Source organism: Streptomyces glaucosporus (genome assembly GCF_039533345.1).
Taxonomy (GTDB): domain Bacteria; phylum Actinomycetota; class Actinomycetes; order Streptomycetales; family Streptomycetaceae; genus Streptomyces; species Streptomyces glaucosporus.
On the sequence record NZ_BAAATJ010000004.1, the window covers coordinates 252,967 to 268,237 of the forward strand.

A 15,271-nucleotide genomic window follows, 5' to 3' on the forward strand; every position below is an offset into this window, starting at 1 on the left:
ACCCCGTCACCCCGCCAGCGGGCGTGGGCCACATCGTCAGACACACCTCGGCCGCGACCGCACCGCTCAACGCCGCGCACGACCGCGGTCTTCTCCCCGCCCGGCTGGACAAGACCAGACAGGACACCGCCCCCACCGCGAGCACCACGGCGAGGGAGAAGAGCACACACCCCGCATGACCACGGAACACAGCCGCCGCACGTGGCACGGGCTGCACCGGGTGACCGCGGGACACCCCGGCTTTGGTACGGTGCCTCCGGCGGCGGCCGGGTGCCACGACCGTACCCGCCCCGGTGGGTCTTGCCGGGCCACGGCCCCGGCCCGGGGCAAAGCCCCCGTTCGAGAAGCGGAGTCGATGAGCTACGGACGGTTCCGCAGGTCAGCAGGCTCCTCCCTGCGAATGCGGACTGCCGTACCGGCTCCACGAACATCTCCCGCCGTCCGTTACAGTCCGTCCACTTGAATGTGGCACGAGGGGGCGTAAATGCGTCGCGGCACATGCCCGATCTGCAAGCACCGGGCACCGGTGGCAGACGGGGTCATCGGTTACCACGAGAACGGTGGTCAAAGCTGCCGTGGAGAGGGACGTACCGCCGTGGAAGATCGGCTCTCACGTGAAAACGCCCCGAGCGACGCCCGGACGAAGGCGGTCATACGCCTGTCCGCGCTCCTGACGGTGGCCGGCCTGCTCGTCCTCCTCCTCGGAGCGGTCCTCGGCTCCCTGCCTCTCCTGGTGGGCGGAGGCCTCGTCTTCGCCGCCGCGGGCCTCGGCGTCCTCGCGGTCCGCCGGGGTGCGGCGGACCGGCGCGGCACCATCCGGGAGCGGGACGAGGAGCCGGGGACGGCCGCTGCGGAGACGCCGGACACCGTTCCCGCCGAGCGGGAACGGGAAGAGGAGCAGGACGAGGAGAAGAAGGAGGAGCGTCGCGAGCCCGAACATGAGCCCGAGCCCGAGCCCGAGGCCGCGGACACCACCTCCGCCCGGCAGGAGACGGACCCCGAGGCACCGCAGGGGGAGGAGCGTCCCGAACCGGAGGCGGCGAACGCCCTGCGGAACGCGGTCCGTGAACTGCTGAGCAGCCTGCCCGAGCGGGAGGCCCCGCTGGAGAAGGCGATCGCGTACTGCCTGTCCAGGACGGACTCGGCTGACGACCCCTGGGTCCGGGACGAGGCCGAGAAGCTGGCACGTGAACACGTCGCCGCGGACGAGCGCATCCTGTGTGTGGCCCTCTCGGGGAGCCGCGAGGACGAGGAGCGCCCTGCCCTCCTCGTCCTCACCGACCACGGCGCGGCCGTGTCGGACAGGGGGACGTCGCACCGGTTCGTTCCCGGACCTGAGGACGTGTTCGACCCCGTGGGAGACGCGGCATGGGGGTGGCTGTCGGTCGGAGAGCTGACCTTCTTCTTCCGCGACAACCCCGACCTGCGTGCCGCCCTGGCAGTTCGGGAGGAGACCGCGACCGCCGTGGCGCCGGAAGCGACCGCCGTGCCGACTGTCGACGAGCCCGTCGCGTCCGCCGACGAACCCGGCAGCGACGAGGCCCGGGAGCCGGAAGCACTCGCCGATGAGTCCGAGTCGGTCGCATCCGCTGTCGAGCCGGAGCCGGTCGTGGTCGAGCCCGCCCCGGCCACCGACGAGGTCTCAAAGACGCTCGCCGACGAGCCTGCCGCACCCGCCGTGGCGCCGGAAGCGACCGCCGTGCCGACTGTCGACGAGCCCGTCGCGTCCGCCGACGAGCCCGGCAGCGACGAGGCCCGGGAGCCGGAAGCACTCGCCGACGAGTCCGAGTCGGTCGCATCCGCTGTTGAGCCGGAGCCGGTCGTGGTCGAGCCTGCCCCGGCCACCGACGAGGTCTCAAAGACGCTCGCCGACGAGCCGGAATCGGCCGCACCCGCCGACGAACCGGAACCGACCGCCGTCGAACCCGAGCCGTCTGCCGTGGAGCCCACCGTCGCCGAGGAGTCCGTCAACGACGAGAGTCCGGATCCGGAAGCACCTGCGGCCGAGGCCGAGGTCGAGGCACCTCGGACTTCGGAACACCCCCAGGACGCATCCGACAACGACTCCCCTGCCGACGAACGTGTCGCGTCCAACGAAGAGTCCGACGGCAGGAGTCCGGAGACAGAAGCCCCCGCCGTCGAGCCGGAGCCGGTCGCATCCGTCGTCGAGCCGGAATCGGTCGCATCCACCGTCGAGACCGAGCCGGTCGCCCCCGCCGACGAGCCCGCCCAGGCCACCGACGAGGTGTCGAAGGACTCCGCCGTCGAACCCGAGCGACCCGCCGCCCCTGCCGACGAGCCCGCCACGTCCGCCCACGAGCCGTTCGCCCAGCAGGCCGAGGCCGCCGGAATGGAGGCCGAGACCCTCCGCGAGATCGCGCAGGCGGTCGTCACCGACCAGAACGCCAGCATCGTCTACGTTCAGGAGCGCTTCTCCCTCTCCCGCGCGGCCGCACGGCGTGCCCTCGACGCGCTCGAAGCGCTTGGGCTGGTCTCGGCTCCGGCCAAGAACGGGCGGCGCAAGGCCATGGCCACGTCCCTCGACCACCTCACCCCGTCGGACGAACGCTGAGCCGTGTGAGGCGCCGGGACGGAATCCGCAGGGCAGGAGAGTGCGGCCGGTTTCCACCCACGGTGCGCGGATGAGCAGGGCCGGAGGGCGCCCCTGGGGGTGCCCTCCGGCCGCTTCACTCGTCGCTTTCCGCCGGCAGGGGCCGGACCGTGAGGACCTGCTGAGCGTGACCGACCGGGCCGTCGGCGTCGTGCAGGACCGGACCGTGCCGGTGAGGCCCTGCCCGGACGGACCGGAGGTGACCGTGGTGTCCAGGCGGTCAACGCGTCGGTACGGTGTCGGGCCCTGCCTCCAACGGACCGCGTCGCCCCACCCCGGGCCGCCCCGAGCGCAACAGGGACGCCGGAGTACGATTCCCGTTCCATTAACCGCACGGCTCTGGGGGGACGGGTCTTGAGCGCCCAACTGAGGGAAACCGCAACGCAGTTGGCAGACGTGCTCTGGCGTCGGCACACCGTGTACCGGGACCGGTCCGGGGGTGTGGTCATCCGGGGGGAGCACGTGCAGCGCTGGATCAGCCTCGCCCCCTCGGGGCGCAGGGACGAAATCCTGCTCCGCGCGGGCCGCATCCTCGACGGCGGCACCACCGCTCCGGCGCGTTCGGAGACCGTCGTACCGCTCCACTCCGACACCGGCGAGCTCGCGGCGGCCTGCCGTCGCCTGCTCGCCGAGGTCGCCGTCGACGCCGCACCGCCCGCCTCGGCGGCTCCCGGCCGGACCAGGCGGTCCGGGAAGCCGAAGCGGTCCGGGCGTAAAGGGAAGCGGATGGGCCTCGCGTCCTGGATGATCATCGCCTGCGTGGTCGGCGTCGTCGCCCTGTACGCCTACAGCGCTGCGACGACAGGCACGCGCTGAGGAAAGCACGCAGGCCCACACCGGCCGGGCCGCGGACGCTGGTCCCGCACGGCTCGCTCGGGCCGCGGTGTCGCTGTCCCCGGTTGTCCGGGGAAACCGGCCGGGTGTCCCGGCCAGGGCCCGGCCACACCGTCGGCCGCTCCTCGTACGGTGAGGTGGCCCCCGCGCCGGTTGCCCGGCAGAGCCGGCAGGACCAGGGTGCGGGCCGGCTGCCTGTCGGCGTCCGAAGAGGCGAACATTGCGCTGGCGCGGCACCAGCCGTGCACGAGCAGCACGCCCGTGTGGATGCCCGCCGGAGGCGGTGCTGCGCGACGGTCTCCGGCACGGCGTGCCATGTGAGGGACCGCACGAGTGCTGCTGCTCTCTGCCGGGGGCGGAGACGGGTGCTTCCCCGGCCGGGTGCGCTGCTGCCGCGCCTGCAGCACGGCAGAGGCGCGCGGTGCCTGCGCCCGCTCGCCGCTGGGGGCTCCGGGAAGCGCATGCCACCGGTTGCGGTCAAGGCACGCCGGGTCACGGGTCTGTCCCACCGGACGGCGGCCGCGAACAGTCGCGGAACGGTGCGGGAACCGCCGTCCCGGCCGGACGGCGGCATGCCCGGCGCGGTGTGGCGTGCCGGGCTCGGATCTCCTCTCTCCTGCAGGAACACGTCAGGGAGCACCGGATGTGCGGTGCGGTACGGAGGGGTGCGCCCGGCGGCGAGGTGCGCCGTGCCCGTTTCCGTCTGTAACAGGGATGTGCCAGCAGGTAGCCGGGTGAAACGGCGGACCGGCCCGGACGACTCCTGTCACTCGGAAAAGCTCGCCCGTACCGACGGGCCGGCGCCCCTGCCGACACCGAGGAAGACACCATGCGCGTCAACAAGATCACCGTCGCAGCTCTGGCCGTTGCCGCGGGCCTTTCGCTCACCGCCTGCCAGAACGACGACACCACGAGCCGGAGCAACTCCTCCGCCGCGCCCGCATCGCCCTCGTCGGACGGCGGCTCGGCTCAGGGCACAGCGAAGGGCTCCCCCGCGAAAGACTCCGCCGCGAAAGACTCCCCCGCGAAAGACTCCGCCGCGAAGGACTCGAGTGAGGGGCGGGGCACGATCGCTGGGACCGGCTCCAACAAGGGCGGCAAGATCGGCAAGTGCCGCACCGACGAGCTGGAGGTCACGGCGGTGGACAACACCATCGAAGGCGACCCGGGCGGCACCGTCGTGGTGGAGTTCACGAACGGCGGCGGCCGGGACTGCGCGATCTCGGGTTACGCGGGGGTCGACCTGAAGACCAGCGCGGGGTCGCTGTCCGCGAAGCGCACCGGTGAGCCGGTGAACCGGACCGTCCTCAAGGACGGTGAGTCGGTGGCCTTCGCCATCACGTACCCGGTCAACGACTCGGGCGGCTCCGGCGTCCGTATCACGGGACTGGTGGTGACCCCGCCGGACGAGACGAAGTCGGTCTCCCTGAACTGGCCGGGCGCCGCCACGCTGCCCGTCACCGACGGCTCCGGCTCCCCGGTGAAGGTCGGCCCGATCGGAAGCGCCGGCCAGGGCGGCTGACCCGCGCCGTCATCACCGGGGCCCGCACCGGGGCCGGCCTTCGCCGGGGACATCGACGCACGCTGGGTCGAGCCGCACCGCCGGCACCGGAGTCGCCGCCGGTGGCGGAGTTCCGGCTCGTCCCACACCGTCGTGCACGGAAGCGGCCCCACCGGCACATCCCGGCGGTCGGCCGGCGGCAGACCGCCACCCGTCTCGCCGGTCCCCGGCGAGGCGTCCCGGCGCACGGGCACGCTCTTGTGCCCGCGGACGCCGCCAACGCCGGACTGGACCGTAGCTCCCCTACTCCAGCATGCGTTCCGCGTCCTGCGGGACCCACGGGAAGGGGACGTCGGGCCAGCGGGCGGCGGCCCACGCGTCGAGGTCGACGGCGAGAACGGCGTCGATGAAGACCTGCGGCGGCCGGTAGCCGTGGGCGGTGACGTAGTGCGTGATCAGAGCCGGAGCGGCGTAGGCGATCCCGGGCGGACCCGGGATGCGGACCTCCCCGTTCCCCTCCGGAGCCCCTTCCGCGGGGCACAGGTCGCACTCGTGCACCCCCAGGCAGACGTTCATCCACTGCACTTCCCGGACAGCCTCCAGCTTCTCCACGAACGCCGCGGGAACCGCTCCCGTCGAGTACGGCCTGCCGGCTTCCAGCCACCCGACGTTCAGGCGGGTGTACGTCGGGCGGTACCAGAGTTCGTAGAAGCCCGACTCCCTGTCCGTGAACGCATCCTCGGCCTGGTAGTCGTACTCGCTGAGATCCTCGTAGAACACCGGCACATTGTCTCCGCCGTTCACACCACCGAGGCCGCTTGGCGCTCAGGACGAGGAAGGTTCAGCAGGCGACCTTGGAACGGAAGGGCTCGATCGGCATCGCATTAATCGGTGGATTCGATTCCCAAGTCGGCTCGCATGGCATCTTTCTGCTTCCCCACGTATGGCCAGACCTTTTGATGCAGTTCGTCTTCCAATGCCTGCAGCTCGACCACGCACCCGGACAGGGACGGACCGATCCGCTTGATCTTTCCATATGCGGTGTTCAACCGGGCCTTGGCAGTGCTGGATGCGTGTAACACCGGGCTCGGAGCAATCATCTGGGCTTCCGAATAGCTGTCCCGATAGGCTGACCGGCTGGTCTCCAGCTGCTCCAACGATGCTTCAACGTCAACGTTGTTCCGCAGCGCATGCAGGTAGTTGGTCATTGCCGTCAGAAATTGGCGGGAAGCAGTGTTCAGGTCGATGTAACACCTGCGCCTCAACTCAAGGCTCTCGCGCTGACGCGCTTGAGCCTGCTCCGCTTGCAACAGCTTCTCGGCGTGCTGGTGTTCCTCTCGTCGCTGCTCCGCAGCAGCCTGTAATTCCAGGCGCTTTATGCGGTCTGCGCGGTTCTGTGTCAGCAGTGCCGCTCCCAGCGTGCCCACCACGCCCACGACGGCAACCACCAACCCCGTCCAGCCACCGCCCATGACTCCTGCCTTTCAAGAACGGAGGGATTCGACCAAACCACGCCCTGACCCAAGAGCTCGCAGCTCGATCTTGTCGGACGGCCCTGGCGGGACGTCAACAGTGTGACGATTCGGGATGAGAGGCAGCGGTGCCCTTCGCTCAGGTGCTCAGGCCGCGGCTTCGCCGGGGCGCTCGTCCTCCAGGAGGTCGACCCACGTGGTACCGGGAGCGAGGTCGTTCCCTGCCTTCGCCTTGCACTGCGCCTTCTTCTCCCCGCCGGCGTTCTGGCCCTCGGCGAGCTTCCGTAGGCGGGGGGTGGGGGACTGCCGAGGATCGCGCGTGGTTTCAGTGGCGGAGGGCGGTTCGAAATCCGCGATGCCCCCGGCGTCCCGTTTCTCGGCGAGACGCTCGACCACGGCCGGAGTCACGGCACCGACTGTATGAATCCTCGGCTTGTGCTTCTGGTACCGGTCCTCCGCGGTCTCCGCGAAGGAGGCGGGCTCGCCGCCCTCAGGGCCCGGCTCACCAGGTGTGGACGCATTCACCCGCATAGATCTACCGGACCTGCCCCTCGCCTGTCAGGTAATCACCCGGCACCGGCCGATCCGGTTCAGCGGCACTCGCTACAGGGAGGCGCGAGCCGCGCTCAGGCGGGCGTGAAGGGGCTGCCGTGAGATCCCCGTCATACGGGCGAGCGCGGTGTGTCGACCTCGACGCCCCTCTCCTCCGACTCCAGTGCCTCCCTCACGACGCCGTTCACGACGCCGTTCACGGCTCGTTCGCCATAGCCCAGTCGCACACCTTGCCCTGCAGGGCCTCGAAGCGGCCCCGGCGTACTCGTCGGGGCATGCCCCCGAGAACAGTTCCTCGGCGGAGGCCCGGCCGGTCCCGCCAAGGAGCTTGACCGCCATGTCCGCGTCCGCGTCCGCCGAGGTGATCACCCGGGCAACGGCCGCCGCAGCCCACCGGCGGCCGACTGCACCCGGGGGAGCCCGAATGGCGCCGGGCGTTCCCGCGTCCGGTGCTTCACCGGACGGGGAAGAACCGGAGCGGAAACCGGCGCGAGGCCCTACGGGGGGACAACCGCGGATGCGGGCGTTCAGCGACCAGCACTCGTCCCTCACCGGGCCGCTCGCAGGTCGGCGTCGACCGCGTGGGGCTCGGCGTCCGGACCGCCTTCCGCAGGCGGGCGCGTGGTGAGGCGTCCCTTCGCCGTTTCTCAGTGCTGGACGGGCTCGTCGGTCAGCTTCTGGCCGCGCAGCAGGAACCAGGCCATGGCGGCGGCGAGAAACAGCAGACCGGCGCCGACGCCGGCGGCTAGGGCCACTCCGTCGACGAAGGACCCGCGTGCCGCCCGCAGCAGCGCGGCGGCCGCGTCGCCGGGCAGGTGCGCGGCGGCCACGACGGCTCCGGCCAGCGACTCGTGTGCCGCCTGCGGGGTTCCGGCCGGCCCGGTGAAGCCCTGGTAGACGTTGGTGACGACCGACCCCAGCAGGGCGATGCCCAGGGCGGTGCCCAGTTCGTAGGCCGTCTCCGAGACCGCGGAGGCGGCGCCGGCCTGTTCCTTGGGGACGGCGGTGAGGATGACGTCGGAGGTGACCGTGAACGACAGCCCGGCGCCGAAGCCGACGACCAGCAGGACGGTGCCCAGCAGGGGGTAGCCGGTGGACTGGCTGAGCGTGGTCAGCACGGCCAGGGCCAGGCCGATCACCGCCAGGCCGCCGGAGACGACCGCGCGCACCGAGAAGCGGCGCGCCGCTGCGCCGGCGGCCAGGCCGGCCGCGACCGCGCCGGCGGCGGCCGGCAGTTCGGCGATGCCCGCCTCGATGGGGCGCCGGTCCTGGACCAGCTGGAGGTACTGGGAGAGGAAGAACAGCAGTCCGGACAGCCCGAGGATGGTCAGCAGGTTCGCCAGGACGGCGCCGCTGAAACCGCGGTTGCCGAACAGCCGGACGTCCACCAGCGGGATGGGCAGACCGCGCTGGCGCCCGACGAACGCGCAGAGAGCGGCGACGCCCAGCAGACCGGCCGCGAGGGTGGGCCAGGTGAACCCGTCGGCGGCGGTCTCCTTGACGGCGTAGACGACGCCGACCATGCCGACCAGCGAGAGGAGGACGCTCGGCAGGTCCCACGGCCCCGGCGAGGGGTTGCGCGACTCCGGCAGCATCCTGATCCCGACGAGGACCAGCAGCGCCATCACGGGCAGGTTGATCAGGAAGACCGAGCCCCACCAGAAGTGCTCCAGCAGCAGGCCGCCGACGATCGGCCCGATCGCCATGCCCGCCGAGGCGGCGGCGCTCCAGATGCCGATGGCGAGACTGCGCTCACGGGGGTCCTGGAAGATGTTGCGGATCAGCGCGAGCGTGGAGGGCATCAGCGTGGCGCCGGCGACACCGAGCAGCGCACGCGCTGTGATCATCATCCCGGGTGTCTGCGCGTAGGCGTTGAGCACCGAGACCAGCCCGAACGCGGTCGCACCGATCAGCAGCAGGCGCTTGCGGCCGATGCGGTCGCCCAGACCACCCATGGATATGAGCAGGCCGGCGATCACGAAGGAGTAGGCGTCGCCGATCCACAGCAACTGGGTGCCGGAGGGCTGCAGGTCCTCGCTGAGGTAGGGCGTGGCCAGGCCCAGGACGGTGGCGTCCACCGCCACGAGCAGCACGGCGAGGACCAGGACGCCCAAGGCGATCCAGCGGCCGGGGGCCCGCTGCGTGCTGCCCTGTTCGGTCGGGTGCAGGGCGCTGGTCATGATGCGTCGTCCCTTCGCAGCGCGCCGCCGAGCAGCAGTTCGGCGATCATGCGGGTGAAGTCGTTGCGGGCCACCCGGCCCTCGGTGACGGCCCAGCTGCCGGCGGTCAGCAGGCCGTAGGAGGCCTCGGTCAGCCATGCCGCGCTCAGGTCGATGCGGAACTCGCCGCTCTCCTGGCCCCGGCGGAACAGGGCGGTGAGCCGCTCGTCGATGCGGGACCAGCCCGCGTTCTGCTCCTCGCCCTCGAAGAGCTGGTTCTCGGAGTAGAGGAAGGCGAGCAGGCCCGCACAGGGTTCGAGCTCGCGGACCAGACGGCGCACCGCGTCCGCGGCCGACCCCTCCTCCAGGCGCGCCGCCTCCAGGGCCGCCTCGCACTCGGCGATGCCCAGCTCCTCCAGGGCGCGTACCAGGGCATCACGTCCGGCGAAATGGCGGTTCAGGGTCGCCCTGCTGACGCCCGCGCTCCGGGCGACCTCTTCCATGGTCGCCGTGGCCTTCCGCGCCAGCAGATCGGCGGCGGCACGCAGCACATGATCACGATCAAAGCTCATGAGCCAACCATAACTCGTATGAGACATTAATGTCTCAGCCGGGGCGCTTCTGGCTCACCTTGTCGGGCGCAGAGCCACCAGCCCCGCGTCCGGACCAGAACGCGCCGCGCCGGCCCGTCACCGGGGTGGTGACGATGAACCCGCAGATCAGGCAGAGGCCGTCATCACGGCCGGCCGGCTCCCGTGCCGGACGGGCGGTGCCGCATGAGCGTCCCGGCGGCCGGCGACGACGGCACGGTGGCGTGCGCGGCGGAGGCGGTCGCGTCGACCGAGCGGCCGTCCCGGCCCGCGGCAACCGGCCTGCCCGCGGTTGCTGCGGGACATGACGTTGGTGGCACAGACCGATGCCACCGAAACCGAGGTGCCCGGACGGGCGCCGGTCGGGTAGCGTGCGGGCCATGTCGAGTCCTGAGTCGGACACGGTGGGGGCTTTCGGTCACGCCGTCAGCCCCCTGAACCACTGAGCTGGTAGCCCTGCCGCCGCGCCGCGTTCTGCGGCCGGGCGGGCGCGCCCCTGGGGGCCGGCCGCGGTGACGAGATGACCTCCTCGTTCCTCTCCTCGCCTCGGAGCCACTCGATGCCCCTCCCGCTGTACCTGCTGGCCCTGGCGGTCTTCGCCATGGGCACCTCGGAATTCATGCTCGCCGGCCTCCTGCCGGACATCGCCTCCGACCTCGACGTCACCGTCGGGGCAGCAGGCGTGCTCACCTCGGCCTTCGCGATCGGCATGATCGTCGGCGCCCCCCTGGTGGCCGCACTCGCCCGCACCTGGCCCAGACGCTCCAGCCTTCTCGGCTTCGTCCTCGCTTTCGCGGCAGCTCACGCCGTGGGCGCCCTCACCACCAGCTTCCCGGTCCTGTGCACCACCCGGGTCGTCGCCGCGCTCGCGAACGCGGGGTTCCTCGCCGTCGCTCTGACGACTGCCGCCACGCTGGTCCCGCCCGACAGGAAGGGACGTGCGCTGGCCGTGCTGCTGGCGGGCACGACGGCGGCCACGATCGCCGGTGTCCCCGGCGGGTCGGTCCTCGGCACGCTGCTCGGCTGGCGGGCCACCTTCTGGGCCGTCGCCGTTCTCTGCCTGCCCGCGGCCATCGGCATCCTGAAGGGGATCCCGGCTGGACGCGTGGAGGAGGCGACCGGCGGGCCGGCCCTGGGAGCGGAGCTCGCCCAGCTCACCAGGCCGCGGCTGCTCCTGGTGATGGGACTCGGCGCGCTGGTCAACGCGGCAACGTTCGCGAGCTTCACCTTCCTCGCCCCCGTGGTGACCGACACCGCCGGGCTGGACGAGCTGTGGGTCTCCGTCGTCCTGGTGCTCTTCGGCGCCGGTTCCTTCGCCGGGGTCGCCGTCGCCGGACGGCTGTCCGACCGGCGCCCCGGCCTGGTCGTCGCAGCCGGCGGTCCGCTGCTGCTCCTCGGCTGGCCGGCCCTGGCCATGCTGGCCCACCGGCCGGCCGCCTTGTTCGTCCTCGTGTTCGTGCAGGGCGCGCTGTCGTTCGCGCTGGGCAGCACGCTGATCACGCGGGTCCTCTACGAGGCCGCCGGAGCTCCCACCATGGCCGGCTCGTACGCGACCGCGGCACTCAACGTCGGCGCCGCCGTCGGCCCCCTCGTCGCCGCGACCACCCTCGGCACCGCGGCCGGGAACCTCGGACCGCTGTGGGCCGGCGGGCTCCTGGTCGCGATCGCACTGCTCATCGCGCTCCCCTTCCGCACCGCGGTCGCGGCCGGCCGAAGCGCCGAGGTGCTCCGGTGACGGATGCGAACGCCCCTTTGTGAACGTCGAGGGACGCCTGCCGAAGCCGACTCACCGGCGGAAACGACGTCCTCCCTCCGGGAGGCCCAACCACGGACCGGCGGCATCCGCTGTCCGCGGGCAGCCCGTTCCCCGGGAGGCGCAGGGGCTTGCGGGGCGCGCCCCCGGAGTGCCGGTTGGCCGGGGGAGCGGCCGTGCGGGCGGTGGACCGTCTCGTCCGGGGCGGTGGCGGCGGCCGTCGCCCCGGACGGGGAGACTCCGCCACCTCTGACGGGGTGAACCGGATTCCAGCCGGATTCCAGTCGAATTCCGGCCGGACTTCGGCCGAAGTGGAATTGGTGCACGCTCCGTGGCGGGGCGTATCGTCTCAGTGTTCGAACAGCAGGTTGCGAATCCGGTACGGGAACAGCGAGCCTGTCCCGCAAGCGGGTCCTGCCGCTCGGGGAGCCAGGCCACGAGAGGTGCGCATGATTGAGATTCCGTTGCGGAAATCCGAACACGGGGTGGTCCGGATCGCCAGCAGTCGGCTGTGGGAGATATTCGGCAGTATCGGACTGCTCTCGTCGCACCGCGGTTTCGTTCCCTGGCCGTACGCCAACTGGGCGAAAGCCGCCCGGAGTTCGCTGAACAGGACGGGCACGGCCATCCCGGGCTGGCTCGTCCATCTGTACCGCGCCTGCGGCGGAACGCTTCCCTCGTTCCTCTCGGTCGCCCCGTCCCGGCTCAGGGACGACCTGGAGGAGGAAATCGCGTTATTGCGCGCGGTGTCCCCCGCCCGCGTCCAGGCGGAACTGGAGCAGTGGTTCTCACAGGGCATTCCCGCCGAAGTGCGCCCGATCCACTCGGATCCGGAAGCACGGATCGCCGAACTCTGCGCATTCCTTCCCCAATACTGGCAGGCGGCCCTGGAGCCGTTCACGGCTTCCCTGCGCGCCGCGACCGAGGAGGAGATCCTGCTGCGCGCGCGCATCCTGGCCACCCAGGGCACGGAGGAGCTGTTCGGCAGCCTGCACGGCCGCCTGTCGTGGTGCGGCGAGGTCCTGAGGCTGGACGTCGGAACCGCCCGGACCAAGGTGTCCGATGTCTCCCGCCTGGTCATCGTGCCACTGCTGTTCGGCCGGGGAGCGTCCTTCTTCACCTCGGCCCTGGACGGCTCGGTGGCCCTGTCCTACCAGGCCAAGAGCGCGGCCGTACTCGTCGGGAACGCGCCGCCCGACCGGCGGGCCGGCGTCCCCGTGCGCGGGGACCGGCTGGAGATCCTGCTCGGCCGCAGCCGGGCCGGTGTGGTCCGGGGCCTGGCCGCGCCCACCACCACCTCGGCCCTGGCCGCGACGCTCGGCCTCGCCCCGAGCACCGTCTCCGAGCACCTCACGTCCCTGGTGGCCGCCGGCCTGGTGCAGCGGCGCCGGACGGGCGTCCGGGTGCTGTACGAACTGGACGGCTCGGGAGCCGCGTTGCTCGATTACCTGGACAACCAGGGCAGTACGCCGGCGGGCCGCCGGTAGCCCGCGCCGCATCCGGCAAGGGCGCCGCACCGTGGTGGACGTCGCCCGCGTCACGGCGGAGCCGCGCCGCCGGCCCGCGCCGCACGCCCCGACCCGCCCCACCGCCTCATCGCCCCGAAGCGCTGAAACGGCACGCGGACCGCGACCGCGGCGGCATAGGATCAACCCACCTGACACGGCGTCAGGCACGGCATCGGTTGCAACAGGAGGATCGCAATGGCTGGGGACGGCACCTACGAGAAGCTGCTCGCCCTGCTCGACGAGCACGGGGCCGCCTACCGGGTGATCGAGCACGACCCCGAGGGCGGCACCGAGGCGGTCAGCCGGCTCCGCGGCCACGACCTGGCGCAGGCGGCCAAGTGCATCATCGTGATGGTGAAGATCGGCAAGAAGGAGAAGCGCTTCGCTCTGGTCGTCGTACCGGGGGACAAGCGGGTCGACCTGTCGGCGGTGAAGGCGCTGTACGGCGGCACCTACGCCTCCTTCGCCTCCCCGGACGTCGCCGAGGAACTCGCGGGCTCCCCGAGCGGGACCATCCTCCCCTTCTCGTTCGACGAACGGCTGGAACTGCTCGTCGACCCCGGCCTCCTGGCCCACCCCGAGTTCTTCTTCAACGCCGCCCGGCTCGACCGCTCGATCGCCCTGTCGACGCAGGACTACCGCGCCCTCGCCGAGCCCCGCGTCGAACCGCTGTCACTGGACTGACGGGGACAGCGCCAGGGCTATGCCCAGGCCGACGAGCACGGTGCCGATCGCCTTGTTGAGCACGCCCTGCCGGCGCAGCAGCCGGGCGCGCAGGCTCTGGTGGGAGAAGAAGAGGGCGACCAGGGCGAACCACAGCAGGTGCGCGACCGACATGAACAGGCCGTACCCGACCTGCTGGACGACCGGGGTGTCGGCGCTGACCACCTGGGTGTAGGTGCTGAGCACGAAGAGCATCGTCTTGGGGTTGAGCGCGTTCGTCAGGAACCCGGTGCGCAGGGCCCCGGACCTCGACAGCCCGCCGTCGGCCGACAGGTCGATCTGCACCTGGGTCTTCGTGACGAACGTCTTGTAGCCGATGTACACCAGGTAGGCGGCGCCGACCAGCTTCATCACCGTGAAAAGCAGCGGAGTGCGCGTCACGAGCAGCCCCACGCCGACCATCGTGTAGGTGACGTGGACGAGCACGCCCAGCGAGATCCCCACCGCCGCGAGTATTCCCGCGCTCCGGCCGTAGAGATAGCTGTTGCGAATGGTCATCGCGAAGTCCGCGCCGGGGCTGATGACAGCCAGGACGGTGATGACCCCTACGGCGATGATCTGACCCATGTTCCCATCTTCTCGCTGGACCGGCGACCGGCGTGAGGGGGAGTGGGGAGCACCGCGCGGGTGCTCCCCACCCGCCCCCGGACGTCAGGGCTTGTGACGGTAGGTGATCACCAGGACGTCGCGCGACGCGGGCTCGGACGAGTCGAGCTGCTCGATGGGCGAGACGCCGTGGTAGACCCGCTCGTCGTTGACGAGCGCGAGGTCGAGCGGGTCGGTGAGGGTGAACTTCTCCACCGGCTCCTTCTCCAGGTTGAAGACGGTGCTCTCGCCGCCGACGGCGTTGGAGCGTCCCACCATGGCCATCAGCACGAAGGTGACCCCGTCCCGGTGGACACCCTCGGGGGTCGGCTTGCCGACCTCCTCGCCGTTGACCTCGATGCGGAACTGGTGGGCCTCGATGTGCCACGGGGAGTACGGGGCGAGCCGGCCGAAGATGTCGCAGCCCAGGGTGAGGAGGCTGTCCATGGTGGGGCCGCGCAGGATGTGGTCCTCGAACGGCTCGTAGTGCCGGGCGACTCCGCCGTTGAGGTTGTTGTAGTCCAGCGTCTGGTAGTGCGGCTGGTGGGCCTCGATGCGGTACTCGCCGCTCGCGCGGGGCGCGCTCAGCGTGGCGTGCCGGCGGCGCCGGTAGCGGCCGCCGTCGGCCATGTAACCGTCGAGCGGCATCCGGTTCCAGCTGTCACGGAACGCCTCCAGATCGCCCAGAGCGTTTTCCGACCGCTGCAGGAGAAGCTGTTTCACCTTGTCGCCCGGGACCAGTTCGTAGCTTTTCGCGGAGAGCGACTCGCAGACTTCCTCAATCCCGGATTCGTACTGCGAAGACATTTGTTCCCCTTCACCCTCGTGGTCGATGCCGCGATCGATCGTGGTGTTCGCCTGGGGGAGCGTCAAAGGGTTTCGGTCCTGGCCGAATCACCAGGAATTTCCCTTGTCAGGTTCCCCCGGGGCCGGCCCGCCGTTCATTCGGCCGGATTGTTCCTTTACCTTTCCGGCTCGGTGGG

General features: G+C 71.3%; 13 protein-coding genes. 6 read left to right on the top strand and 7 right to left on the bottom strand.

What is annotated here, in order from left to right; translation table 11 throughout:
• Positions 1-595: 595 nt before the first annotated feature.
• The 3 genes from ABD358_RS07225 to ABD358_RS07240 all read left to right on the top strand — a co-directional run bounded on the left by ABD358_RS07225 (position 596) and on the right by ABD358_RS07240 (position 4,967).
• Positions 596-2,572, top strand: coding sequence for a DNA translocase FtsK (locus ABD358_RS07225; RefSeq protein WP_344630015.1), 1,977 nt, complete (start codon positions 596-598; stop codon positions 2,570-2,572).
• A gap of 435 nt (positions 2,573-3,007) precedes the next feature.
• The gene (locus ABD358_RS07235) at positions 3,008-3,427 is read left to right on the top strand and encodes a hypothetical protein (protein ID WP_344630115.1); all 420 of its coding nucleotides are present in this window, start codon (positions 3,008-3,010) and stop codon (positions 3,425-3,427) included.
• A gap of 847 nt (positions 3,428-4,274) precedes the next feature.
• Entirely contained in the window at positions 4,275-4,967 is a 693-nt protein-coding gene (locus tag ABD358_RS07240; RefSeq protein ID WP_344630016.1) for a DUF4232 domain-containing protein, read from the top strand.
• Positions 4,968-5,249: 282 nt separating this feature from the next.
• On the opposite strand, the gene ABD358_RS07245 is transcribed toward ABD358_RS07240, so the two are convergent.
• The 5 genes from ABD358_RS07245 to ABD358_RS07265 form a co-directional block, all read right to left on the bottom strand.
• Positions 5,250-5,726 (bottom strand): DUF7919 family protein, encoded by a 477-nt coding sequence (locus tag ABD358_RS07245; protein ID WP_344630017.1) that lies wholly within the window; start codon positions 5,724-5,726, stop codon positions 5,250-5,252.
• A gap of 104 nt (positions 5,727-5,830) precedes the next feature.
• Positions 5,831-6,418 carry a hypothetical protein gene (locus ABD358_RS07250; protein WP_344630018.1) on the bottom strand — a complete coding sequence of 196 codons (588 nt, stop codon included), beginning with the start codon at positions 6,416-6,418 and terminating at the stop codon, positions 5,831-5,833.
• Positions 6,419-6,565: 147 nt separating this feature from the next.
• Positions 6,566-6,826 (bottom strand): hypothetical protein, encoded by a 261-nt coding sequence (locus tag ABD358_RS07255; RefSeq protein WP_344630019.1) that lies wholly within the window; start codon positions 6,824-6,826, stop codon positions 6,566-6,568.
• A gap of 791 nt (positions 6,827-7,617) precedes the next feature.
• Positions 7,618-9,150 (bottom strand): MFS transporter, encoded by a 1,533-nt coding sequence (locus ABD358_RS07260; protein ID WP_344630020.1) that lies wholly within the window; start codon positions 9,148-9,150, stop codon positions 7,618-7,620.
• Positions 9,147-9,701, bottom strand: a complete 555-nt coding sequence (locus ABD358_RS07265) for a TetR/AcrR family transcriptional regulator (RefSeq protein WP_344630021.1) — start codon at positions 9,699-9,701, stop codon at positions 9,147-9,149. The genes ABD358_RS07260 and ABD358_RS07265 overlap by 4 nt, the downstream gene beginning before the upstream one ends.
• A gap of 577 nt (positions 9,702-10,278) precedes the next feature.
• On the opposite strand from ABD358_RS07265, the gene ABD358_RS07270 reads away from it, so the two are divergent.
• From ABD358_RS07270 to ABD358_RS07280, 3 genes are all read left to right on the top strand, one after another.
• Positions 10,279-11,454 carry a Cmx/CmrA family chloramphenicol efflux MFS transporter gene (locus tag ABD358_RS07270; RefSeq protein WP_344630022.1) on the top strand — a complete coding sequence of 392 codons (1,176 nt, stop codon included), beginning with the start codon at positions 10,279-10,281 and terminating at the stop codon, positions 11,452-11,454.
• A gap of 482 nt (positions 11,455-11,936) precedes the next feature.
• On the top strand, positions 11,937-12,959 hold the full coding sequence (locus ABD358_RS07275) for an ArsR/SmtB family transcription factor (protein WP_344630023.1): 1,023 nt from the start codon (positions 11,937-11,939) through the stop codon (positions 12,957-12,959).
• A 216-nt stretch (positions 12,960-13,175) separates the two neighbouring features.
• Positions 13,176-13,664, top strand: a complete 489-nt coding sequence (locus ABD358_RS07280; RefSeq protein ID WP_344630024.1) for a YbaK/EbsC family protein — start codon at positions 13,176-13,178, stop codon at positions 13,662-13,664.
• On the opposite strand, the gene ABD358_RS07285 is transcribed toward ABD358_RS07280, so the two are convergent.
• Positions 13,653-14,270, bottom strand: a complete 618-nt coding sequence (locus ABD358_RS07285; protein ID WP_344630025.1) for a LysE family translocator — start codon at positions 14,268-14,270, stop codon at positions 13,653-13,655. The genes ABD358_RS07280 and ABD358_RS07285 overlap by 12 nt on opposite strands.
• Before the next feature lie 84 nt (positions 14,271-14,354).
• Positions 14,355-15,095, bottom strand: coding sequence for a 2OG-Fe dioxygenase family protein (locus tag ABD358_RS07290; RefSeq protein ID WP_344630026.1), 741 nt, complete (start codon positions 15,093-15,095; stop codon positions 14,355-14,357).
• Between the last annotated feature and the right edge of the window lie 176 nt (positions 15,096-15,271).

What these genes read in the sequence shown, in the direction of transcription:
- ABD358_RS07240 (WP_344630016.1), top strand. Translation starts at nt 4,275, where the DNA reads ATGCGCGTCAACAAGATCACCGTCGCAGCTCTGGCCGTTGCCGCGGGC.
- ABD358_RS07250 (WP_344630018.1), bottom strand. Translation starts at nt 6,418, where the DNA reads ATGGGCGGTGGCTGGACGGGGTTGGTGGTTGCCGTCGTGGGCGTGGTG.
- ABD358_RS07260 (WP_344630020.1), bottom strand. Translation starts at nt 9,150, where the DNA reads ATGACCAGCGCCCTGCACCCGACCGAACAGGGCAGCACGCAGCGGGCC.
- ABD358_RS07265 (WP_344630021.1), bottom strand. Translation starts at nt 9,701, where the DNA reads ATGAGCTTTGATCGTGATCATGTGCTGCGTGCCGCCGCCGATCTGCTG.
- ABD358_RS07270 (WP_344630022.1), top strand. Translation starts at nt 10,279, where the DNA reads ATGCCCCTCCCGCTGTACCTGCTGGCCCTGGCGGTCTTCGCCATGGGC.
- ABD358_RS07280 (WP_344630024.1), top strand. Translation starts at nt 13,176, where the DNA reads ATGGCTGGGGACGGCACCTACGAGAAGCTGCTCGCCCTGCTCGACGAG.
- ABD358_RS07285 (WP_344630025.1), bottom strand. Translation starts at nt 14,270, where the DNA reads ATGGGTCAGATCATCGCCGTAGGGGTCATCACCGTCCTGGCTGTCATC.
- ABD358_RS07290 (WP_344630026.1), bottom strand. Translation starts at nt 15,095, where the DNA reads ATGTCTTCGCAGTACGAATCCGGGATTGAGGAAGTCTGCGAGTCGCTC.